21 protein-coding genes are annotated in these 22,229 nt (G+C 56.4%); 8 read left to right on the top strand and 13 right to left on the bottom strand.

Translation table 11 applies throughout. The features are described from left to right. Positions 1–23: 23 nt before the first annotated feature. From ridA to AC2CGP_RS20190, 4 genes are all read right to left on the bottom strand, one after another. Positions 24–410, bottom strand: a complete 387-nt coding sequence (ridA, locus tag AC2CGP_RS20205) for a Rid family detoxifying hydrolase (protein WP_213759876.1) — start codon at positions 408–410, stop codon at positions 24–26. 73 nt (positions 411–483) lie between these two features. Then, a complete protein-coding gene (gene pyrI, locus AC2CGP_RS20200; protein ID WP_015368555.1) occupies positions 484–945 on the bottom strand; it encodes an aspartate carbamoyltransferase regulatory subunit in 462 nt (153 codons plus the stop codon). Between the two features lie 13 nt (positions 946–958). Continuing rightward, positions 959–1,894 (bottom strand): aspartate carbamoyltransferase, encoded by a 936-nt coding sequence (pyrB, locus tag AC2CGP_RS20195; protein WP_047053946.1) that lies wholly within the window; start codon positions 1,892–1,894, stop codon positions 959–961. 36 nt (positions 1,895–1,930) lie between these two features. Continuing rightward, positions 1,931–2,038, bottom strand: a complete 108-nt coding sequence (locus AC2CGP_RS20190) for a pyrBI operon leader peptide (RefSeq protein WP_020079785.1) — start codon at positions 2,036–2,038, stop codon at positions 1,931–1,933. 191 nt (positions 2,039–2,229) lie between these two features. Here AC2CGP_RS20190 and AC2CGP_RS20185 point away from each other — a divergent pair, with 191 nt between their 5' ends. Continuing rightward, positions 2,230–2,682 (top strand): YhcH/YjgK/YiaL family protein, encoded by a 453-nt coding sequence (locus AC2CGP_RS20185; protein WP_042894228.1) that lies wholly within the window; start codon positions 2,230–2,232, stop codon positions 2,680–2,682. A gap of 56 nt (positions 2,683–2,738) precedes the next feature. On the opposite strand, the gene argF is transcribed toward AC2CGP_RS20185, so the two are convergent. Further along, positions 2,739–3,743 carry an ornithine carbamoyltransferase gene (argF, locus tag AC2CGP_RS20180; RefSeq protein WP_015368551.1) on the bottom strand — a complete coding sequence of 335 codons (1,005 nt, stop codon included), beginning with the start codon at positions 3,741–3,743 and terminating at the stop codon, positions 2,739–2,741. Positions 3,744–3,906: 163 nt separating this feature from the next. On the opposite strand from argF, the gene rraB reads away from it, so the two are divergent. Both rraB and miaE read left to right on the top strand, forming a co-directional pair. Next, on the top strand, positions 3,907–4,332 hold the full coding sequence (gene rraB, locus AC2CGP_RS20175) for a ribonuclease E inhibitor RraB (protein ID WP_015368550.1): 426 nt from the start codon (positions 3,907–3,909) through the stop codon (positions 4,330–4,332). A 71-nt stretch (positions 4,333–4,403) separates the two neighbouring features. Beyond that, on the top strand, positions 4,404–5,168 hold the full coding sequence (gene miaE, locus AC2CGP_RS20170) for a tRNA isopentenyl-2-thiomethyl-A-37 hydroxylase MiaE (protein WP_032713561.1): 765 nt from the start codon (positions 4,404–4,406) through the stop codon (positions 5,166–5,168). 199 nt (positions 5,169–5,367) lie between these two features. On the opposite strand, the gene AC2CGP_RS20165 is transcribed toward miaE, so the two are convergent. The 4 genes from AC2CGP_RS20165 to pepA all read right to left on the bottom strand — a co-directional run bounded on the left by AC2CGP_RS20165 (position 5,368) and on the right by pepA (position 10,926). Next, positions 5,368–5,871, bottom strand: a complete 504-nt coding sequence (locus tag AC2CGP_RS20165) for a GNAT family N-acetyltransferase (RefSeq protein ID WP_047053226.1) — start codon at positions 5,869–5,871, stop codon at positions 5,368–5,370. Between the two features lie 123 nt (positions 5,872–5,994). Beyond that, positions 5,995–8,850: a valine--tRNA ligase gene (locus tag AC2CGP_RS20160; protein WP_015368547.1), complete on the bottom strand. Its 2,856-nt coding sequence runs from the start codon at positions 8,848–8,850 to the stop codon at positions 5,995–5,997. Then, positions 8,850–9,293 carry a DNA polymerase III subunit chi gene (holC, locus tag AC2CGP_RS20155; RefSeq protein ID WP_015368546.1) on the bottom strand — a complete coding sequence of 148 codons (444 nt, stop codon included), beginning with the start codon at positions 9,291–9,293 and terminating at the stop codon, positions 8,850–8,852. Before holC ends, AC2CGP_RS20160 begins: the two co-directional genes overlap by 1 nt. A 121-nt stretch (positions 9,294–9,414) precedes the next feature. After that, positions 9,415–10,926: a leucyl aminopeptidase gene (gene pepA / locus AC2CGP_RS20150; protein ID WP_008807121.1), complete on the bottom strand. Its 1,512-nt coding sequence runs from the start codon at positions 10,924–10,926 to the stop codon at positions 9,415–9,417. A 390-nt stretch (positions 10,927–11,316) separates the two neighbouring features. Between pepA and lptF the strand changes: the two genes are divergently transcribed. The 3 genes from lptF to AC2CGP_RS20135 are packed head-to-tail and all read left to right on the top strand — an operon-like array spanning position 11,317 to position 14,031. After that, complete coding sequence (gene lptF / locus AC2CGP_RS20145; RefSeq protein WP_020079782.1) at positions 11,317–12,414, top strand: LPS export ABC transporter permease LptF; 1,098 nt, start codon at positions 11,317–11,319, stop codon at positions 12,412–12,414. Beyond that, positions 12,414–13,496: an LPS export ABC transporter permease LptG gene (gene lptG / locus AC2CGP_RS20140; RefSeq protein WP_015368543.1), complete on the top strand. Its 1,083-nt coding sequence runs from the start codon at positions 12,414–12,416 to the stop codon at positions 13,494–13,496. The genes lptF and lptG overlap by 1 nt, the downstream gene beginning before the upstream one ends. A gap of 55 nt (positions 13,497–13,551) precedes the next feature. Further along, positions 13,552–14,031: a hypothetical protein gene (locus tag AC2CGP_RS20135; RefSeq protein WP_045360294.1), complete on the top strand. Its 480-nt coding sequence runs from the start codon at positions 13,552–13,554 to the stop codon at positions 14,029–14,031. 94 nt (positions 14,032–14,125) lie between these two features. On the opposite strand, the gene AC2CGP_RS20130 is transcribed toward AC2CGP_RS20135, so the two are convergent. Then, positions 14,126–15,628, bottom strand: a complete 1,503-nt coding sequence (locus tag AC2CGP_RS20130; RefSeq protein WP_126027731.1) for a helicase HerA-like C-terminal domain-containing protein — start codon at positions 15,626–15,628, stop codon at positions 14,126–14,128. Positions 15,629–15,715: 87 nt separating this feature from the next. After that, on the bottom strand, positions 15,716–16,537 hold the full coding sequence (locus AC2CGP_RS20125; RefSeq protein WP_213759878.1) for a TIM barrel protein: 822 nt from the start codon (positions 16,535–16,537) through the stop codon (positions 15,716–15,718). Between the two features lie 355 nt (positions 16,538–16,892). Between AC2CGP_RS20125 and AC2CGP_RS20120 the strand changes: the two genes are divergently transcribed. Next, on the top strand, positions 16,893–18,398 hold the full coding sequence (locus tag AC2CGP_RS20120) for a CoA-acylating methylmalonate-semialdehyde dehydrogenase (protein WP_015368538.1): 1,506 nt from the start codon (positions 16,893–16,895) through the stop codon (positions 18,396–18,398). Positions 18,399–18,416: 18 nt separating this feature from the next. Beyond that, positions 18,417–19,217, top strand: coding sequence for a 5-deoxy-glucuronate isomerase (iolB, locus tag AC2CGP_RS20115; RefSeq protein ID WP_020079778.1), 801 nt, complete (start codon positions 18,417–18,419; stop codon positions 19,215–19,217). Positions 19,218–19,301: 84 nt separating this feature from the next. On the opposite strand, the gene AC2CGP_RS20110 is transcribed toward iolB, so the two are convergent. Together AC2CGP_RS20110 and AC2CGP_RS20105 are read right to left on the bottom strand one after the other, a co-directional pair. After that, complete coding sequence (locus AC2CGP_RS20110; RefSeq protein ID WP_015368536.1) at positions 19,302–20,156, bottom strand: MurR/RpiR family transcriptional regulator; 855 nt, start codon at positions 20,154–20,156, stop codon at positions 19,302–19,304. Positions 20,157–20,304: 148 nt separating this feature from the next. Continuing rightward, complete coding sequence (locus AC2CGP_RS20105) at positions 20,305–22,218, bottom strand: bifunctional 5-dehydro-2-deoxygluconokinase/5-dehydro-2-deoxyphosphogluconate aldolase (protein ID WP_015704220.1); 1,914 nt, start codon at positions 22,216–22,218, stop codon at positions 20,305–20,307. Between the last annotated feature and the right edge of the window lie 11 nt (positions 22,219–22,229).

Raw genomic sequence — 22,229 nt, 5'->3', positions numbered from 1 at the left:
CTGGGGTGAGGGCAGAGAAGCGCTTAGCGACGGATCGCGATAGCTTCAATCTCAATCTTCACGTCTTTCGGCAGACGCGCGACTTCTACGCAGGAACGCGCCGGGAAAGTGGCGTTATGCTCGGTGAAGAACGCTTCATACGCGGCATTCACGGTGGCGAAATCGTTCAGATCTTTCACGAAAACGGTGGTTTTCACGATATCGCCCACTTTCAGGCCAGCGGCTTCAACGATAGCTTTTACGTTGTCCAGGGACTGACGCGCCTGCGCGGCGACATCTTCCGGCACGCTGCCGGTTTTCGGGTCTACTGGGATCTGGCCGGAAGTGATGATCATGCCACCCAGATCAACACCTTGTACATATGGGCCGATAGCTGCTGGTGCCTTTTCCGTCGCAATAGTTTTGCTCATAATATCTCCAGATGAACTGCAGTAATTAGGTCGTAGCCATTATAGGGAGGGCCGGTATTAATACCAACCGCAATTAGTTGGCCAGCACCACATAATGGGAAAACTCTTTTTCACAGTATTTGCATTTGAGTGCGATGTCATCGGCGCGTTTTTTCACTGCGAAACTCGACGAAACCGGCTCAGCGTGACTGATGCAGTTGCTGTTCGGGCAGACCAGCACGCTATTGATGCGCTCCGGCAGGCTCGGGCGGGATTTACCCACCACTTCGTAATCATCAATACGGTTAACCGTTGCGTCCGGCGCATACAGCGCCAACTGATTGACCTGCTCATCGGTCAGGAAGGTGTTCTCGATTTTAATCAAATCTTTACGGCCCATCTCGCCGGACGGCAGGTTCAGGCCGATGGTGATGCGCTGGTCGGTTTCGGTCAGCTTGAACAGGGTCAACAACTTGAAGCCGACCTGGGCCGGGATATGGTCGATCACGGTGCCGCGTTTAATGGCTTCTACTTGCAGTTTATTGTCGTGTGTCATCTCTCATTCCCCCTTATTGTGCCAGCTCGCTATTCAATACCAGTGCCAGTAACGCCTGGCGGGCGAAGATGCCGTTGCCGGCCTGCTGGAAGTACCAGGCGTGCGGCGTTTTATCGACGTCGGTGGTGATTTCATCAACGCGCGGCAGCGGGTGCAGCACCTTCATGTTGACGCGGGCGCCTTCGAGATCCGCGGCGCGCAGCACGAACTGTGCCTTCACGTTGGCGTATTCCGATGGGTCCAGGCGCTCTTTCTGCACGCGAGTCATATACAGAATATCGACCTCTGCCATCACTTCGTCGATGGCGCTATGCAGGCTCCAGGCGATGCCTTTTTCATCCAGCATATCGAGAATGTACTGCGGCATCGCCAGCGCGTCCGGGGCGATGAAGTAGAAGCGGTTGCCGTTGAATTTGGCCAGCGCCTGGGTCAGCGAATGTACGGTACGGCCATATTTCAGGTCGCCGACCATCGCGATATTGAGGTTCTCAAGGCGGCCCTGAGTTTCCTGAATGGTGAACAGGTCGAGCAGGGTTTGCGTTGGATGCTGATTGGCGCCGTCGCCGGCGTTGAGAATCGGTACGTTGCCGGAGAATTCGGTTGCCAGACGCGCGGCGCCCTCTTGCGGATGGCGCATTACGATAGCGTCGACGTAGGTGCTGATAACCGAAATGGTGTCGGCCAGGGTTTCGCCTTTCTTGCCGAGCGAGGTGTTGCTGCTGTCGGAGAAGCCAACCACGCTGGCGCCGAGGCGATGCATGGAGGTTTCAAAAGAGAGGCGAGTACGGGTGGAGGCTTCAAAGAAACAGCTGGCGATAACCTTATGCTTCAGCAGCTCGGGTTGCGGATTGGCTTTCAGCTTTGCGGCCGTCGCCAGCACCAGTTCGAGGTCTTCGCGGCTGAGATCGTTTATGGAAATGATATGTTTTTGATATAGCGGGTTAGCCATGCTTATCTCCTGACGCCTGAGCAAAAAAAAAGCCCCTTAAATAAGGGGCTTCGAGAATTCATTGAGCAACGGAAAGAAAAACGCCAGGCCAGCGCCTGCTTTCAGACGCGGTAAGACACAGCAATGTCGTACGCAATTGACCATATTTCCTCCCGGCAAAACGGCTGGCATTATACGCAGCTTTGATGAGCAATCAAGCGATTAATCCACAATCAGGGAAACGTTTGCCTGCGAAGGCTGCGCCAGCGCAAAAAACCGCGATAAAAATGTGGTCTGGCAGTGGTAAGCAGCGTATAAAACAAAAATGAAAAGCTGTTTTATATTTGAGGGCTACTATGATTATCGGCAATATTCATCATCTGCAATCCTGGCTGCCGGACGCGCTGCGTCAGGCGATTGAGCATGTTAAAGCCCACGTTAGTGCGTCGACGCCGCTCGGCAAACACGACATCGACGGCAATAATCTGTTCTATCTGATTTCTGAAGACAGCACCGAAGCACAGGCCGAGCGTCGCGCCGAGTATCACGCCCGCTATCTGGATATTCAAATTGTACTTCGCGGTCAGGAAGGGATGACCTTCAGCACCTTACCCGCAGGCGAGCCGCAGATTGACTGGCTGGCGGACAAAGACATCGCCTTCCTCGCCGAGGGCGCGCAGGAGAAAACCGTTATCCTTAACGAGGGCGATTTTGTGGTGTTTTATCCAGGCGAAGTGCATAAACCGCTCTGTGCGGTCGGGGCGCCGGCGAAGGTGCGCAAAGCGGTGGTGAAGGTGTTGATGGCTTAAAACGGTTAGCCCGGATACGCGTAGCGCGCTATCCGGGAACCTACCGTGATTAATGGTTATTTTCCAAGCGTCGCCACCATCACCGCTTTGATGGTGTGCATACGGTTTTCCGCCTGATCGAAGACGATGCTCGCTGGGGATTCAAAGACTTCATCGGTCACTTCCATACCGCCGTGCAGTCCATACTCCGCCGCCATCTGTTTGCCGAGAATGGTCTGGTCATCGTGGAACGCGGGCAGACAATGCAGGAATTTCACCTGCGGGTTGCCGGTTAATTGCAGCATGGCTTTATTCACCTGATAGCCGCGCAGCAGGGCGATACGCTCCGCCCATTTCTCTTTCGCCTCGCCCATCGATACCCACACGTCGGTATAAATGAAATCGGCGCCTTTTACGCCCGCGGCGATATCTTCCGTCAGGGTAATATTGCCGCCGTGCTTTTTCGCCAGCGCAGTGCATTCCGCCACTAAACCCTCTTCCGGCCAGCAGGCTTTCGGCGCCACCAGGCGCAGGTCCAGCCCGGTCAGCGCGGCGGCTTCCAGCATGGAGTTACCCATGTTGTTACGCGCGTCGCCGGCGTAGACCAGCGTCATTTCATTAAATGCCTTACCCGGCAGGTGCTCTTGCATGGTCAGCAGGTCGGCCAGGAGCTGCGTCGGGTGGAATTCATCGGTCAGGCCGTTCCACACCGGCACGCCGGCATACTCCGCCAGGGTTTCCACCAGCTCCTGGCCGTAGCCGCGGTACTGAATACCGTCATACATGCGGCCCAGCACGCGGGCGGTATCTTTCATGGATTCTTTGTGGCCGATTTGGCTTCCGCTGGAACCGAGATAGGTCACGCGGGCGCCCTGGTCGTAAGCGGCAACTTCGAAAGAGCATCGTGTGCGGGTTGAGTCTTTTTCGAAGATGAGCGCGATGTTTTTGCCCTTCAGTTTCTGGGCCTCGATACCGTTTTTCTTATCGGCTTTTAATTGCGCGGCCAGGTCGACAAGGCCGGTAATTTCTGCAGCAGTAAAATCCAGTAATCTCAAGAAATGCTTCTGATATAACGCGGACATAATTCCCTCACCTGGCAAACGCCACTATTGAATTAAAATTCACTTTATATGTATGAATATTCATTTGCAACCCCGAGTTAGAAATCTTTTACACAGAAGGTGGAGGCAATCACGGCGGTATGTGACAATAGGAGTATCTGCCGCACATTATGAGGAACGAGCCATGGCAAACCCGGAACTACTGGAAGAACAGCGTGAGGAAACGCGTCTGATTATCGAAGAGCTGCTGGAAGATGGCAGCGATCCGGACGCGCTGTATACCATTGAGCATCATCTCTCTGCCGACGATTTCGAAACGTTGGAAAAAGTGGCGGTAGAGGCCTTCAAGATGGGTTATGAAGTCACCGAGCCGGAAGAGCTGGAAGTCGAAGAAGGCGAAGTGGTGATCTGCTGCGATATCCTGAGCGAAAGCGCGCTCAACGCCGATCTGATCGATGCCCAGGTTGAACAGCTGATGAACCTGGCGGAAAAATTCAACGTCGAGTACGACGGTTGGGGTACCTACTACGAAGACCCGAACGGCGAAGACGATGACGGCGAAGATGACGAAGATTTAATTGACGAAGACGATAACGGCGTACGCCACTAAGTCGTCAACGGATACGGCGGCGTCTGCCGCCGTATATACCCGTCCTGATTAGGGTATAGCCTGGAGCTTCAATGGATTACCCGCAAATACTTTCCCCGATTTTAGCATTCCTGCACTGCCCAACGCCGCAGGCGTGGATTGACGAAGCCCGTAAACCGGAAAACCTGCCGCTGCTGTTGACCGACCATATGGTATGCGAGCTGAAAGCGGCGCAAAACGCCATGCTGCTGGTACGCCGCTACGTCGCCGATAAAGATGGCGCCGACGAGCTACTGGAATGCCTGAAACCGTACGAAGACTTTACCTATCGCCGTGGGCCGGAGCCGGATTTTGTCGCTCTGCATAAACGGATCAACAAAAGCGCCATGCCGCGAACCAACGACCCGTGGGGCAGCCAGTTGCTCGACAGCATGATTCTGCTTATCAAAGAGGAGCTGCACCACTTCTGGCAGGTGCGTGAGATCATGCTGGCGCGGGATATCCCTTACGTCAAAATCACCGCCAGCAACTATGCCCGCGGTATGCGCCGGGAGGTGCGATCCCATGAGCCGGTGATGCTAATCGATAAGCTGATTTGCGGCGCTTATATCGAAGCGCGCTCCTGCGAGCGATTTGCCGCGCTGGCACCGTGGCTGGATGATGATCTACAGAAGTTTTATCTGTCGTTGCTGCGCTCCGAGGCCCGGCATTATCAGGACTACCTGGATCTGGCGCAGATGATAGCGGGGGGAGATATCAGCGAGCGCGTACGCCAGCTTGGCGAGGCGGAAGCGGCATTGATCCTCCGCCCGGAGCCCGAGTTCCGCTTCCACAGCGGCGTGCCGACGGCGTTGTAGCCCGCGGTATTCGGCCCCTGTAGCCACTAACACCGGCAGTTTCAGTAATCCTGGGGAGAGGGAGAGCGTTGAGAGCTTTAGCTCGCAATAGCACGGGCCGTAGGTCGGGTAAGGCGTTAGCCGCCACCCGACAAAAAACGACACCGCGGGTAGCCCCGATAAGCGCAGCGCTACCGGGGAGGCCCACGGTAGCGAGGCGTTACAGCGTTTTCAACATCCGCACTTCACAATCGACGTGGCCGGTGCAGCCCAGCGGCTCGTCAATATGCTCAAACCCGAGATGCTCATACAAGCCAATCGCTTCTTTCAAAAAAGCGGTGGTTTCCAGATAGCAGCGTTTAAAACCCTGCTCGCGGGCGTAATCCATCGCCATCAGCGCCAGCTTTTTCGCCAGACCTTTGCCGCGCGCCGAGGTCATAAAGTACATTTTCTGCAGCTCACAGATATCGGACTCGCTACACGAAAGCGGCGCCACGCCGCCGCCGCCGACCACTTCGCCATTCTGCTCAACGACCCAATAAGCGGAGCCAGGTTGGCTATAGAGCTCATAGAGTTCATCCAGATTTGGGTCAGCGACCGTATAGCCTTTGTCGGCGGTCAGACCGTATTCCGCGGAGACCTGGCGGATAACATTGGCAATCGCCGGATTATCAGTGGCCGTGATGCGGCGCAGGGATAGCGTTAGGGTTGCGCTCGTATTCATTTGAAGACTCATTACATAATAATGACGGATGATGTTGTTAATAACACTGCGGGCGGGGAGAGTGCAAGCGAGGATCTTTCATAAAATAACGCCCCTTACCGGATGGGATAAGGGGCGGGAGGATTACAGCGCGGCGATCACTGCCTGCTGTTCAATCAGTTTCGCTTTCGCTTCCGCGTAGCCTTCCAGCTTCTCACGCTCTTTGGCGATAACCGCTTCCGGCGCGCGGGCCACAAAGCCTTCGTTGGACAGCTTGCTTTCGATACGGCCGATTTCCGCTTCGACTTTCGCCACTTCTTTTGCCAGACGCGCCAGCTCGGCTTCTTTGTCGATAAGACCCGCCATCGGGATCAGCAGCTCGGCGCCGTCGATAATCTTGGTCACGGAAACTGGACCTTTATCATCGGCAGGCAGCACGGTGATGCTTTCCAGACGCGCCAGGTTCAGCAGGAAGCTGCGGTTGTCGTTAACACGACGCTCGGCATCTTTGCTGCAGCCGCGCAGCAGCAGTTCCAGCGGTTTACCCGGAGCGATGTTCATCTCCGCACGGATGTTACGTACGGCGACGATCGCCTGCTTCAGCCATTCGGTGTCGGCCAGCGCCGCTTCATCAACCTGAGAAGCCTCGTACTGCGGGAACGGTTGCAGCATGATGGTATCGGCGGTGATACCGCAGATTACTTTCACGCGCTGCCAGATGGTCTCGGTGATGAAAGGAATAATCGGGTGCGCCAGGCGCAGCAGACCTTCCAGCACGGTCACCAGAGTATGACGAGTCCCGCGCAGCTCCGCTTCGCTGCCACCGTTCATGACCGGCTTGGTCAGTTCGAGGTACCAGTCGCAGAACTGGTTCCAGGTAAATTCATACAGGATGCCCGCGGCGATATCGAAGCGGAAGTTATCCAGCGCTTCGCGGTACGCTTTCACGGTCTGGTTGAATTCAGCCAGGATCCAGCGGTCGGCCAGGGACAGCACCATCTCGCCGCCGTTGAAACCGCAATCTTGATCTTCGGTATTCATCAGTACGAAGCGGCTGGCGTTCCACAGCTTGTTGCAGAAGTTACGGTAACCTTCCAGACGCTTCATATCCCAGTTGATGTCGCGGCCGGTAGAGGCCAGCGCCGCCAGGGTGAAACGCAGGGCGTCGGTGCCGTGCGGCTCGATGCCGTTCGGGAACTGTTTCTCGGTGCGCTTACGGATTTTTTCCGCCAGCTGCGGCTGCATCATGTTGCCGGTACGTTTCTCCAGCAGCTCCGGCAGGGTGATGCCGTCAACCATATCCAGCGGGTCAATGACGTTACCCTTGGATTTGGACATCTTCTGGCCTTCGTCGTCGCGGATAAGGCCGGTCATGTAGACGGTCTTAAACGGAACCTGCGGCTTGCCGTTTTCATCTTTGATGAAGTGCATGGTCATCATGATCATGCGGGCAATCCAGAAGAAGATAATGTCGAAGCCGGACACCATCACGCTGGTCGGGTGGAACTGACGCAGCGCATCGGTGTTTTCCGGCCAGCCGAGGGTGGAGAAGGTCCACAGCGCGGAAGAGAACCAGGTATCCAGAACGTCTTCGTCCTGACGCAGCGCGACGTCGGCGCCGAGATTATTTTCCTGGCGTACTTCGTCTTCGGTGCGGCCAACGTAGACGTTGCCCTGATCGTCGTACCATGCCGGGATGCGGTGACCCCACCACAGCTGACGGGAAATACACCAATCCTGAATATCGCGCATCCAGGAGAAGTACATGTTTTCGTACTGCTTCGGCACGAACTGAATGTCGCCATTCTCAACGGCTTCAACTGCCGGCTTGGCCAGCACGTCGGCACGCACGTACCACTGGTCGGTCAGCATCGGTTCGATAACCACGCCGCCGCGGTCGCCGTAAGGCACGGTCAGGTCGTGCGGTTTGATCTCTTCCAGCAGGCCCAACGCGTCGACGGCGGCAACCATCGCTTTACGCGCGGCAAAACGTTCCATCTTCTGGAATTCAGCCGGGATCTCGTTGGAATAGACGTCGGATTCGTTGCCTTTGGTATCGTAGACTTCCGCGCTTTCACGGATGTCGCCATCAAAGGTCAAAATATTAATCATCGGCAGCTGATGACGGCGGCCAACTTCGTAGTCGTTAAAGTCGTGCGCCGGGGTGATTTTCACGCAGCCGGTGCCTTTTTCCATGTCGGCGTGCTCGTCGCCAACAATTGGAATGCGGCGGTTAACCAGCGGCAGCACCACGAATTTACCGATCAGATCTTTGTAACGCGGATCCTCCGGGTTAACGGCCACGCCGGTATCGCCCAGCAGGGTTTCCGGACGCGTGGTGGCGACCACCAGGTAATCTTTACCGTCAGCGGTTTTCGCGCCATCGGCCAGCGGATAGCGGATGTGCCACATGGAACCTTTCGATTCGCGGTTCTCTACTTCCAGGTCAGAGATGGCGGTGCGCAGTTTCGGGTCCCAGTTGACCAGGCGCTTGCCGCGATAAATCAGGTCTTCTTTGTACAGGCGAACGAAGACTTCTTTTACCGCGTTGGACAGGCCTTCATCCATCGTGAAGCGCTCGCGCTCCCAGTCGACGGAGTTGCCGAGGCGGCGCATCTGGCGGGTAATGGTGCCGCCGGATTCCGCTTTCCACTGCCAGATTTTATCGATGAAGGCATCGCGGCCGTAGTCGTGGCGGGTTTTACCTTCTTCAGCGGCAATCTTACGCTCAACCACCATTTGGGTAGCGATACCCGCGTGGTCGGTACCGGCCTGCCACAGGGTGTTTTTACCCTGCATGCGCTGGTAGCGAATCATGGTATCCATGATGGTTTGCTGGAAGGCATGACCCATATGCAAACTGCCGGTGACGTTCGGCGGCGGGATCATGATGCAGAAGCTCTCCTGGCTTTCATCACCATTCGGTTTGAAATAGCCCTGCTTTTCCCAGTGCTCGTAAAGCGGCTGTTCGATATCTTGTGGGTTGTATGTCTTTTCCATTATTTCCAGGTTGCCGTGTTCAGGTTGAAACCAGCCATGCGGTACGCTTTATAGCGTTCGCGCGCCAGTTGTTTCAGAGAATCTTCGTAAGGGACAAAGTCTATCACTTCTGTGAAAGCGGTGGCAAAATCTGCAAAGTTTAGCCGCAGGCTGATAAGAATATCCCGCGGGCTGCTGTTGCGCTTTTGCGGCCAGGCAATTTCTACCGGCGCGCCGCCTCTCGGGCCTTCGCCCGCCAGGTTATGCGGCACAAAGCTCTCCGGCGGCCGCGTCCACAGCGCTTCGTCGAGGCGAATAGCCTGCTGTTCATCTTCACAGGCGATCAGGACGCGCTTGCCGTTGCGCCAACGTTCTGCGGCAATTTCACACACCAGCTGCTCGACGGCGCTGAGCTCGTCGACGATGGTGTCATTGTCCAGAAGATAGAACGTTGCGTTTTTCATATATGGGGCTTCTTGTTGTGGATTTAAATGCAAAGCCGGGTGGCGCTACGCTTACCCGGCCTACAAACGGCATTTTTCCGTAGGCCCGGTAAGCGTAGCGCCACCGGGCATCAGACGGCAATCACTCTTCGCCGTTAAAACCCGCACGATTGAGCAGGAACTGCGACAGCAGCGCCACCGGGCGGCCGGTCGCGCCTTTGGCCTTACCGGAACGCCAGGCGGTACCGGCGATGTCGAGGTGTGCCCAGTTGTACTTGCGGGTGAAGCGTGACAGGAAGCAGCCAGCGGTAATCGCGCCGCCAGGACGGCCGCCGATGTTCGCCATATCCGCAAAGTTGGACTCCAACTGATCCTGGAACTCGTCGGCCAGCGGCAGACGCCATGCGCGGTCGCCGGCCAGTTCGGAGGCGCCGATCAGCTCATGAGCCAGCGGATTATGGTTCGACATCAGGCCGGTGATGTGATGGCCGAGGGCAATCACGCAGGCGCCGGTCAGCGTCGCCACATCGATAACCGCTTCCGGCTCGAAGCGCTCAACGTAGGTCAGAACGTCGCACAATACCAGACGGCCTTCGGCGTCGGTATTCAGCACTTCAACGGTCTGCCCGGACATGGTGGTCAGAACATCGCCCGGGCGATAAGCGCGACCGCCAGGCATGTTTTCACAGCCCGCCAGCACGCCGATGACGTTCAGCGGCAGCTGCAGCTCGGCAACCATTCGCATTACGCCGTAGACCGCCGCCGCGCCGCACATGTCGTACTTCATCTCGTCCATGCCTTCGGCAGGCTTGATGGAGATGCCGCCGGAGTCGAAGGTCAGGCCTTTACCGACCAGCACGATAGGGCGCGCGTCTTCAGACGGGTTGCCTTTATACTCGATGACCGACATCAGCGACTCGTTCTGCGAGCCGTTGCCGACGGCGAGATAGGAGTTCATCCCCAGCTCGCGCATCTGCTGCTCGCCGATCACGCGGGTGATGACGTTCTTACTGTAAGTGTCGGCCAATTGGCGCGCCTGGGAAGCAAGGTAAGCCGCGTTACAGATATTCGGCGGCATATTGCCGAGATCTTTCGCCGCTTTGATACCGGCGGCGATTGCCAGGCCATGTTGAATGGCGCGTTCGCCGCTGGTGAGCTCGCGGCGAGTCGGCACGTTAAAGACCATTTTACGCAGCGGGCGACGTGGCTCGCTTTTGTTGGTCTTCAACTGATCGAAGCTGTACAGCGTCTCTTTGGCGGTTTCAACGGCCTGGCGAACTTTCCAGTAGTTGTTGCGGCCCTTGACGTGCAGTTCGGTCAGGAAGCAGACGGCTTCCATCGAACCAGTATCATTCAGAGTATTAATGGTTTTCTGAATAACTTGTTTATACTGACGTTCATCCAGTTCGCGCTCTTTACCACAGCCGATGAGCAGAATGCGCTCAGACAGGATGTTCGGCACATGGTGCAGTAACAACGTCTGGCCTGGCTTGCCTTCGAGCTCGCCGCGACGCAGCAGGGCGCTGATGTAACCGTCGCTGATTTTATCGAGTTGTTCGGCGATGGGGGAGAGGCGGCGTGGTTCGAAGACGCCGACCACGATACAGGCACTCCGCTGCTTCTCCGGGCTACCGCTTTTTACACTGAACTCCATGCACTATGCTCCTGAATCTTAAAGACAACAGTGGTGGCTACGGCTATACTCGTCGCCTTTCCAGTTGCAGATGCGTTGGCTACGCCTGCTTACCCCTGACGCTGGCTGATGCCGCTTTGGGGCTTCACAGTCCTGCCGCCTTTCTACAACTCGAAATCCATTGAGTATATAATTGCAAGCTTTCGTAACTCATGTCCGCTGTTGCGGTGACTTCGTGTTAATCTTAACGTTATTACGGCCTTGGTTCGTCAGAAAAGATCCTGATACGCAGAACCGATGAGTCATTTAATCTTAGCGATGTTTTCGACGACAAAAGAGAATAAATGACGTTTAAGCCATGAAACAAGCAATTTTCCTGCAATAAGACGGGTTTTTACGGGCGTATTTATAGTGATAATCATAAGATATCTGGTTCGTGAGACGCTGAAAAGCCAGTTGGCGATCCTATTCATCCTGTTACTGATTTTCTTCTGTCAGAAACTCGTCAGGATCCTTGGCGCCGCGGTAGATGGCGATATCCCGACCAACCTGGTGCTCTCGCTGTTAGGGCTGGGCGTACCGGAAATGGCGCAGCTCATTCTGCCCCTGAGTCTTTTCCTCGGGTTGTTGATGACGCTGGGCAAACTGTATACCGAAAGCGAAATTACGGTGATGCACGCCTGCGGCTTAAGTAAAGCCGTATTGATTAAGGCGGCAATGATCCTCGCCCTGTTTACCGGCGCCGTCGCGGCAGTCAACGTGATGTGGGCGGGGCCGTGGTCGTCGCGCCATCAAGATGAAGTGCTGGCGGAAGCCAAAGCCAACCCTGGAATGGCGGCGCTGGCTCAGGGCCAGTTCCAGCAGGCCAGCGACGGCAGCGCGGTGTTGTTTATCGAAAACGTGAACGGCAACCGCTTTAGCGACGTATTCCTTGCGCAATTGCGGCCAAAAGGCAACGCGCGTCCTTCCGTTGTAGTGGCGGATTCCGGCGAACTGTCGCAGAAAAAAGACGGATCCCAGGTGGTCACTATGACTCAGGGGACGCGTTTTGAAGGCACGGCGATGCTGCGCGATTTCCGTATTACCGACTTCAAAAACTACCAGGCGGTAATTGGCCATCAAGCGGTAGCGGCCGATCCCAGCGACACCGAACAGATGAATATGCGCACCCTCTGGAAGACCGATACCGCGCGCGCGCGCGCCGAACTGCACTGGCGATTTACGCTGGTGGCGGCGGTGTTCATGATGGCGCTGATGGTTGTCCCGCTTAGCGTGGTGAACCCGCGTCAGGGCCGCGTGCTGTCTATGCTGCCGGCGATGCTGCTGTATCTGGTGTTCTTCCTGCTGCAAACGTCGATCAAATCGAACGCGGGTAAAGGCAAAATGGACCCCGCTATCTGGATGTGGGGCGTGAACCTGCTCTACTTCGCGCTGGCGGTGCTGCTTAACCTGTGGGATACGGTGCCGATGCGTCGTTTCCGTGCCCGGTTTAATAAAGGAGCGGTGTGATGCAGGCGTTTGGCGTACTTGACCGCTATATCGGTAAAACCATTTTCAACACCATCATGATGACGCTGTTCATGCTGGTGTCGCTCTCCGGCATTATTAAGTTTGTCGACCAGCTGAAAAAAGCCGGACAGGGCAGCTATGATGCAATGGGCGCCGGGCTTTATACCATTCTCAGCGTACCAAAAGATGTGCAAATCTTCTTCCCCATGGCGGCGCTGCTTGGCGCATTGCTGGGGCTGGGGATGCTGGCGCAGCGCAGCGAACTGGTGGTGATGCAAGCTTCCGGTTTTACCCGTATGCAGGTGGCTCTGGCGGTGATGAAAACGGCGATCCCGCTGGTGTTGTTAACCATGGCGATGGGTGAGTGGGTGGCGCCGCAGGGCGAACAGATGGCGCGTAACTACCGTGCGCAGCAGATGTACGGCGGTTCACTGTTGTCGACCCAGCAGGGGCTGTGGGCGAAAGACGGGCATAATTTTGTCTACATTGAGCGGGTGAAGGGCAATGATGAGCTGGGCGGCGTGAGCATCTACCAGTTTAACGATAACCGTCGTCTGCAATCAGTTCGCTACGCCGCTTCCGCTAAGTTTGATAATGAAGCTAAGATCTGGCGCCTGTCGCAGGTGGATGAGTCTAATCTCACCGATCCAAAACAGGTCACCGGTACGCAAATGGTGAGCGGCACCTGGAAGACCAAGCTAACGCCGGACAAACTCGGCGTGGTTGCGCTGGATCCGGATGCGCTGTCAATCAGCGGCCTGCATAACTACGTGACCTATCTGAAGTCCAGCGGCCAGGATCCGGGCCGTTACCAGCTCAATATGTGGAGCAAAATTTTCCAGCCGCTGTCGGTGGCCGTGATGATGCTGATGGCGCTGTCGTTCATTTTTGGCCCACTGCGGAGCGTGGCGATGGGCGTGAGAGTGGTTACCGGGATTAGCTTCGGCTTCATCTTCTACGTACTCGACCAGATATTTGGCCCACTAACGTTGGTTTACGGCATACCGCCGATAATCGGCGCGCTGCTGCCAAGCGCAAGTTTCTTCCTGATTAGCCTTTGGCTGATGATGAGAAAAGCGTAGTACAATAGAAGGGTGCGAAAGCACCCTTTTTTTTCGTCTTTGCATGGAGGCATTGATGTTTGGTAAATCCCTGATATTCATTCTGCAGGTCGCTGCCGGAATCTTGTGGATCCCGGATATTTTTATCATCGCCACCATCTTCTTCGGCGCGTTGCATCCAGAGTGGGCCAGCGGCTGGTTCCTGTTTGAAGGCACAGTTTTTCTGCTTATGTTGGTGTTTTTTATCTGGTCGCTGAAACGAGCGGATGTGCTGAGCCTGACGACGGGGCTGGTGCGTGCGGGCACAGCAGAAGAGCAAAAAGCCGATCGGGTGCTGTTTTGGTTCGATCTCAATGGCACGTTAGCGGGGGTTATACTGTCGCTATCGATATTCGCTTTTCTGTTTGCTTTCGTGGTGTTAGACAAAGGCCTGCCGCTATATCTTCATCAGGTTGCGGTGGTCGCCGTGCTGGCGCTGTGCTGGCACGGCAATCACCGCCTCGAAGCGCGCAAAAGCGCGCGGGGATATGGGGATTATGTTAAGACAACCCCCTGAGGCGACTAAGGCCTAACGCTTACGCTCACCGAGCCAACAAAGAACCCGGATGAGGCGCAGCGCGCCGCAATCCGGGGTCGGCATCCTTCTTACGCTAACGGCGCCTTCCGCCGAGCAGGCTTCCCAGCATGCCGCGGACGATCTGGTTGGTTACCTGACGTACGGCGCTTTTGGCCGCGGTCTGCACGATACCATCTCGTTTACCGCCGCGCGGGCCGGTAGTGCCGAACAGAATATCTTTCAGCCCACCGAGTAGCCCGTCGTCATCACCGTTTTGTTGACCTTTTGCCGGCGGTGCCGACTGCTGCTCTGTGGCGACCTGCACCCCTTTTTGCAGCATTTCGAAGGCCGACTCGCGGTCAATCTCTTCTTCATACTTGCCGTACAGCGCCGAGTGGTTAATCAGGCCATTTCGCTCATCATCGGTGACCGGCCCCATCCGTGAACATGGGGCGATGACCATTGCGCGCTCGACGACCGACGGGCTGCCTTTCTCGTCGAGGAAGGAGATCAGCGCTTCGCCGGTACCGAGCTCCTGAATGGCCTGCTCGGTACTGAATGCCGGGTTGTCGCGCATGGTCTGGGCGGCGGTTTTCACCGCTTTTTGATCCTTCGGAGTAAAGGCACGCAAGGCATGCTGTACGCGGTTGCCCAACTGGCCGAGCACGGCATCCGGGATATCCGACGGATTCTGCGAGACAAAATAGACGCCGACCCCTTTAGAACGGATAAGGCGAATCACCTGCTCGATTTTATCCAGCAGTACCTGCGGCGCATCGTTAAACAGCAGGTGGGCTTCGTCGAAGAAGAACACCAGCTTTGGTTTTTCGAGGTCGCCGGCTTCCGGCAGGCGTTCGTAGAGTTCGGAGAGCATCCACAGCAGGCTGGCGGCGTAAAGCTTCGGCATCTGATAGAGCTTTTCGGCACTGAGGATATTAATCACCCCTTTACCGCTGGCATCGACACGCATCCAGTCCTGAATATCCAGCATCGGTTCGCCGAAGAAGTGCTCTGCGCCCTGCTGCTCAAGGGTTAACAGTCCGCGCTGGATAGCGCCGACCGACGCGCTGCTGATGTTGCCATACTGGTTCTGGAAGGCTTTGGCGTTATCACCGATAAACTGGGTGATGGCGCGGAGATCTTTAAAGTCCAGCAGCAGCAAGCCGCGATCGTCAGCAATACGGAAAATAATGTTTAGCACGCCGCTTTGTACTTCATTCAGGTTGAGCAAGCGGGCGAGCAGCAGGGGGCCGAGATCCGACACCGTGGCGCGCACCGGGTGGCCCTTTTCACCAAAGATATCCCAAACAACCACCGGGTTGGCATGCGGCTCCCAGTCGGTAACGCCGATTTTTTCCAGACGCGCCTGAAGTTTCTCAGAGCTCTGGCCTGCTTCCGCGATACCGGTCAGGTCGCCTTTCACATCGGCCATAAAGACCGGTACGCCGATCTCGGAAAAAGACTCCGCCAGTTTCTGCAAAGTTACGGTTTTACCGGTGCCGGTGGCGCCGGTAATTAGGCCGTGACGGTTAGCCATTGCAGGCAGCAGATGCAGTTGTTTATCCAACGTGCGCGCAATCAGCAGGGGTGAGCTCATGATCGATTCCTCCATTTATCCTGCGTCGATTATAGGCAACCTGACAGCAAAAAGATGGAGGAAATCGATAACTCTCAACGTTTAATCTCAGGCGCAGTGGCGCTGAATCAGCGCGATGCTCTGTTCAATCTCGCGGCGAATCTCCTCTTCGCGCCATGACGCCAGCTGCGGAGCGAAAGGCTCGAAGGCGTAATCTCCCTGGTATCCGCGGGCTTCGAGATGTTTTACCTGCTGGCAGGTCAGCAGCCTATCTTGTGGTGTCAGCATGATGCGCTCGTCGTCGGTCAACTGTTCGCGTGGGCGGGGATCGTCAACGCCGGAGAGGTGAACCAGACCTATCTCAGCAATGTCCAGCTGGCTGAATTCCTCTTCAGCTTGTGGATACAGGTGGTGGTGGAAAGTATCAATTAACAGCTTAAACGGCACCTGGGCGTCGCGAATGAGCGCCTGCGCCTGCGCCGCCGAGCGCAGCGAACTTTGTGGGAAGCCCAGCGGCTCGACCAGGCCCTGAACGCCATATTGTTCGAACAACGGCGCCAGCTCGCGCATAGCGGCAAGCGTTTCTTGCGGCGCTACAACGGTGCCATCATTTAACGGGCACATCACCAGCGATTTGGCGCCAATAGCCTGCGCCTCTTTTAGCAGCGACTCCGTCTGCTGACGTACTTCAGCGCTGTGGCGGTTGAAGGGATAGACGGCATTGATCGTCAGAATTTCAAGCTGGTATCGGTCGGCCAGCTTGCGCACCTGCTGGTGGGTAAGCTCATCGGTGACTTTACCGCTGGGTAAATCATTACGCAGCTCGACCTTATGCAGCCCGAGTTCGCTTACCAGACGGAAAAACGCTTCAATGCTAAGCGATGGCGCAATTTTACGATTGATACAGAAACGCTGCAGGGCAATGGCCATTTGACACTCCTGACAAGATGTTGACTGGTTTAGTTCGCTTGCCTGATAATTAAAATGTTTATTTCATCATTGGCAATGGATGAAATGATGGTTGTTTGAGCACGATCGCAAAATAGTTGCTGCGCCATTTCATAGTTTACATCAACGTCAACCCCAGAAAATCTCACCTTCACTACCGCTGCGATATGAAATCATGTAGAGAGAGGCTTGCTGAAAAATGCGACAGCTATCACCAAAGTGGAATTTCATTTTATCTGTTTATTGAAATATAAATTTCATTTTACTACGGTTATAGCACAGCACAATCAGCGACGGGCCGTAACTTGAACGGCCTTCTACACTATGAGGCGAGAAGATGACTATCACAGGTAACTTTATTGGTGGGAAAACGGTAACCAGCAGCAGCCGGGAAACGATGCCGGTGTACGACCCGGCCACTGGCGATGTGGTTCGCGAAGTCACGCTTTCCACCGCGCAGGAGGTTTCCGACGCAATCCAGGTCGCTCGCGACGCTTTTGACAGCTGGTCCCGTACCACGCCGCTGCGCCGCGCCCGCGTGCTGTTCAATTTTAAAATGCTGCTTGAACAGCACGTCGATGAACTGGCGGGAATTATCGTTAGCGAGCACGGCAAAGTGTGGTCCGATGCGTTGGGCGAGCTGACCCGCGGCATGGAAGTGGTTGAGTTTGCCTGCGGCATTCCGCATCTTATTAAAGGTGAGTTTTCTTCCGACGTAGGTACCGGCGTCGACAGCTATTCGCTCATGCAGCCGCTGGGCGTGGTGGCGGGGATAACGCCGTTTAATTTCCCGGCTATGGTGCCGATGTGGATGTTCCCCATCGCGTTGGCCTGCGGCAACAGCTTCGTGCTGAAACCACCGGCGCTGGCGCCGACCGCGGCGGTACGCATGGCTGAATTACTGAAAGAAGCCGGTCTGCCGGACGGCGTTTTTAACGTCATTCATTGCAGCAATGAAGATGCCGAGCAGCTTTATACCGACCCGCGTATTGCCGCCGTCAGCTTTGTCGGCTCCTCCGGCGTGGCGGAATATATCTATAAAACCGCCAGCGCTCACGGAAAACGCGTCCAGGCGTTTGGCGCGGCGAAAAACCATGCCATCGTGATGCCGGACGCCGATCTTGATGCGACAGTGAATGCCATCATGGGCGGTGCGTATGGTTCCGCAGGCGAGCGCTGTATGGCTCTGCCGGTAGTAGTGGCCGTCGGTGACGAGACCGCAGATAAATTAATCGCCCGCCTGAAACCATTAGTCGAGTCGCTGAAAGTGGGGCCCGGCTGCCTGCGCGGCAAAGACGAAAACGAGATGGGGCCGGTAGTATCTGAAGCGCATCAGAAAAAAGTACTCGGCTATATTGATAAGGGCGTCAGCGAAGGGGCGTCGTTGGTGGTGGATGGCCGCAGGCTGCGCGTGGCCGGGCATGAGGACGGATATTACGTTGGCGGTACGCTGTTTGACCATGTCACTCCGGAAATGACCATCTGGCGTGAAGAGATTTTTGGCCCGGTGCTGGGGATCGTCCGCGTTGCTGATTACCAAAGCGCGCTGGCGCTGGTAAACAGCCACGAATTTGGTAACGGCAGCGCCGTCTTTACCAGCAATGGCCATACCGCCCGCGAGTTCGTTCATGATGTACAGGCCGGCATGGTTGGCGTCAACGTACCGGTGCCGGTGCCGATGGCCTTCCATAGCTTTGGCGGCTGGAAGCGCTCGGTATTTGGCGCGCTGAACGTCCACGGGCCTGACGGCGTTCGCTTCTATACCCGTATGAAAACTGCCACCGTGCGCTGGCCGCAGGGGCAGCAAACCGTATCTGAATTCAGTATGCCGACGTTAGGTTAATCGGCGAAGGAGAACGCTATGTCGTTATTGGCTAAAGCGCAAAAAGAGGGACATATCCAGCACATCACCCCGCAGAGCGCGGGGTGGCATTATATTGGCTTTGATGTCTGGATGTTAAAACAGGGGCAAACCGTGACCCTGGAGAGCGGTGATCGTGAGCTATGTCTGGTTCTGGTCTCCGGGCTGGCCTCGATCAAAACTCAGCACGCCGATTTTCCCGACCTCGGTAAACGCATGTCGCCATTCGAGCGTACGCCGCCGTGGTCGGTCTATGTGCCGCCGCAGGATAAGGTCGAGGTTACTGCAGATTCCGATCTTGAGCTGGCGGTTTGCAGCGCGCCGGGCAAAGGCAGCTTCCCGGCGCGAGTGATACGGCCTGAGGATGTTGGCGTAGAGCATCGCGGTAAAGGGCGTAACCAGCGTCTGGTACATAATATTCTGCCGGATAACGCCCAGGCGGATTGCCTGCTGGTAGTGGAAGTCTACACCGAAGAAGGGGCGACCAGCTCCTGGCCATCGCACAAGCACGATACCGCGCTGCCGGGGCAGGAAACCCAGCTGGAAGAAACCTACTACCACCGTTTCGATCCGCCGCAAGGTTTTGCCTTTCAGCGAGTGTACACCGATGACCGCAGCCTGGATGCCTGTATGGCGCCCTATAACCATGATGTGGTGATGGTGCCGCGCGGCTACCATCCGGTAGCGGCGATCGCCGGTTACAACAGCTACTATCTGAACGTGATGGCGGGGCCGGATCGTAAGTGGCTATTTACCTGGGAAGACGATCACGCCTGGATCAACAGCGATCGCTATTCATAGTGCGCGATATACGAGAAAAGCCGGGGATGTCCCCGGCTTTTTTGTCTATTGATTGCCCCTGTTTACCGCTAGCGCAACGGGTAATCAGGCGCGGTGCTGCTGCGGCTCTTTGCTGCTATTCAATGCCAGCGATACCGCCAGCGTTTGCGCCAGGCACAGCGAGGCCACCTGTGAACGGAAACCATCGACCTGCGCTTCACGCACCACAAAGCACACATCACTGAAGGCGGCAAGCGGGCTTACCTGGCTATCGGTAATGGCGATTTGTCGCGCCTTGCGCTGGGCGCCAAGCTCAACCAGCTCCACCACTTCACGGGCATAAGGCGAGAAGCTCACTGCCACGACCACATCCTTCGGCCCCACCAGACTGAGCTGCTCGGTGAACATCCCGCCGAGGCCGTCGATCAGGAAGGCTTTGCGATCCAGATGGCGCAGTGCGTAGGTCAGGTAAGAGGCGACGCTGAACGAGCGACGCAGACCGATAACATAGATATTTTCCGCATCCGCCAGTAAATCTACCGCCCGGTTGAGGTCTTCGCCGGAGGTCTGCATTGCCAGTTGCTGCAGCGCCTGGGTATTGACCATGCTGAACATGTTGAGGATTTCCGTCGGCGTTTCCGGCGGCGTTGTTTCGTCGTTAGTAGTCTGGCGGAACAGACGTGCGCGCTCGGTGTAGTTGGCGGTCTCTTCCATCAGATGCTGCCTGAACATCTGCTTCATTTCGTTAAAGCCGCTGAAGCCAAAGGCGTTAGCGAAGCGAATCAGCGTTGAGGGCGGAACGTCAGCCTGTTGCGCAATGGAGGCTACAGTATCGAAAGCAACGCTATTACTGTTATCCAGTATATAGCGCGCCACCTGCTTCAGACGTTTGCTGAGCGTGTCGTAGCGCCGTCTGATTTCATCCTGCAGGATGGTCAGTTGGGTCGGATTATTAGCCATAAGTTGCGCTCTGAGAAAATGGAAGGAATATGGCTTCCAGTGTACCAAATGAAGCGAATTTTTCATTTTTTGCGATGAAATACGCGATTCATTTCACGAAGAAACCGCAGGCCCGCCGCTTTTAAGGAAGTGGCGGGCCTGAAGGAGGTTAGCCGCGCGCTTCGCGCCAGTAGCCGATGAGCCGTAGATAGTTCCGTTTCACTTCATCGATTAGCGCTGCGTCATCCAGTTCGCCCTGCATCCAGCGGCGCGAAGGTTGACCAAAGATGGTTCGGCCGACGGCAAAACCCTTGATCATCGGGTGCCCGGCCGCTTCGGCGAAACCTGAACGCAATCGATCCGATGGCGCATCCAGCCCCAGGAGCAGGATGCCCCGGCACCACGGATCTTCGCGCTCGATAAGCGCTGAGATCCGCTCCCACTGGGCGCTGGCCAGCGGCGGCAGCTTCCACCAGTCCGGCTGGATGCCCAACTGATAGAAGTGCTCCAGCATAGTGTGGTAGTGGCGTTCATCTTTGTCCGGTCCGTTCTCCGGCAGGATCACTTCCAATAGCAGCTCGTGCCCGGACTTATTGCAGGCCTGCCAGACTTCCAGCAGCAGCGCATCCTGCTCGGCGCGCAGCGCCGCCGGGTCATCCGGGTGGTAAAAGACCAGGCATTTGACGACGTGCTCAAGCGGCCAGTCGATCAGCTGTGAGCCAATATTACCATGTTCAAGACGTAGCGGACGCGAGCTGGGGAGCTCAATCGGCCGACCGATCCACCAGCCTTTACCGGTAATGGCGTTAAGTGAACGTTGACCATAGGTACCATCGGCGAGGATGCCGCTGCGCCGATCCAGCCCGGCCTCTGTGGCGGCCGCCTCGGCGGCGGCCAACAGCAGCAGTTTGAGTTCGGGAATACAGGCCGGGTCGCGCCCGGTTTCTAATGCCAGATCCGCCAGCTGTTTACGATGGTCAAAGGCGAAGATACACAGTTCCGGCCACGGCTGGCGCCGGCTGGTCACCCGGTGCAAATGATTTAACCGCGCGTCGATATCCGGGCGCGGAACGGCATCGGCCCGCGATAAATAATCATCAAGCTCTACTTTTGTCGGCATCGCCGGCGCGCAGCCGTGGCGCGAAACCACTAAGGCGCCGCAGGCGTTGGCGTAGCGGCAGGCCTGCTCCCAGCCCTCATCGTTAAGCCAGCCGCGCAGTAGCCCGGACATAAAAGCATCGCCGGCACCGAGCACGTTGAGTACTTCGACGCGAACGCCTTGCTGCAACGGCACTTCGTCCCAGCTATCCGGGATGGCGCCCTCCAGCACCACGCAGCCCATCGGCCCGCGCTTGCAGACCAGCGTCGCTTTGGTGGCATGGCGAACGTTTTTCAGCGCGGTGAGGGTATCGGTGCTGCCGCCGGCGATATGAAACTCCTCTTCAGTGCCGACGACTAAATCGAACAGGTGCAGAACTTCCTGCAACTGACGGGTCACCGGACCCGACTCAATGAAACGCGTTTCACCGTCGCCCAGCGAAGTAAGCCCCCACAGCACCGGACGGTAATCGATATCCAGCGCGGTACGCAGGCCGTGGCGGCGGGCGTATTCCAGCGCCTTCAGTACCGCGTCTCGGGTATTGGCGTGTGAAAGGTGGGTGCCGGTCACCGCCAGAGCGCGTGAAGAGGCGATGTACTCTTCATTGATATCGTCAGGCGTCAGCGCCATATCGGCGCAGTTGTCGCGGTAGAAAATCAGCGGGAAGGTATCCTGATCCTTAATGCCCAGCATCACCAACGCGGTCAGCCGTTCTTTATCCGTGATCAGATATTCGGTATCGACACCTGCACGGCGGAGGGTTTCACGCAGAAACCGGCCGTTGTGCTCATCGCCCACCCGCGCCAGCATCGCCGATTTTAATCCCTGAATCGCGGTACCAAAGGCGACGTTGCCCGAGGAGCCGCCGAGATACTTGGCGAAACTGGCCACATCTTCCAACCGTGCCCCTATCTGCTGGGCGTAGAGATCGACGGCCACCCGGCCAATACAGATGACGTCGAGCCGCTTAACTGCTGCATTCATCGCTTGGGTTT

The organism is Klebsiella sp. SYXHC3 (assembly GCF_057196925.1).
The sequence above is the reverse complement of the archived record's forward strand: the minus strand, read 5'-3'. Positions and strand labels throughout refer to the sequence as shown.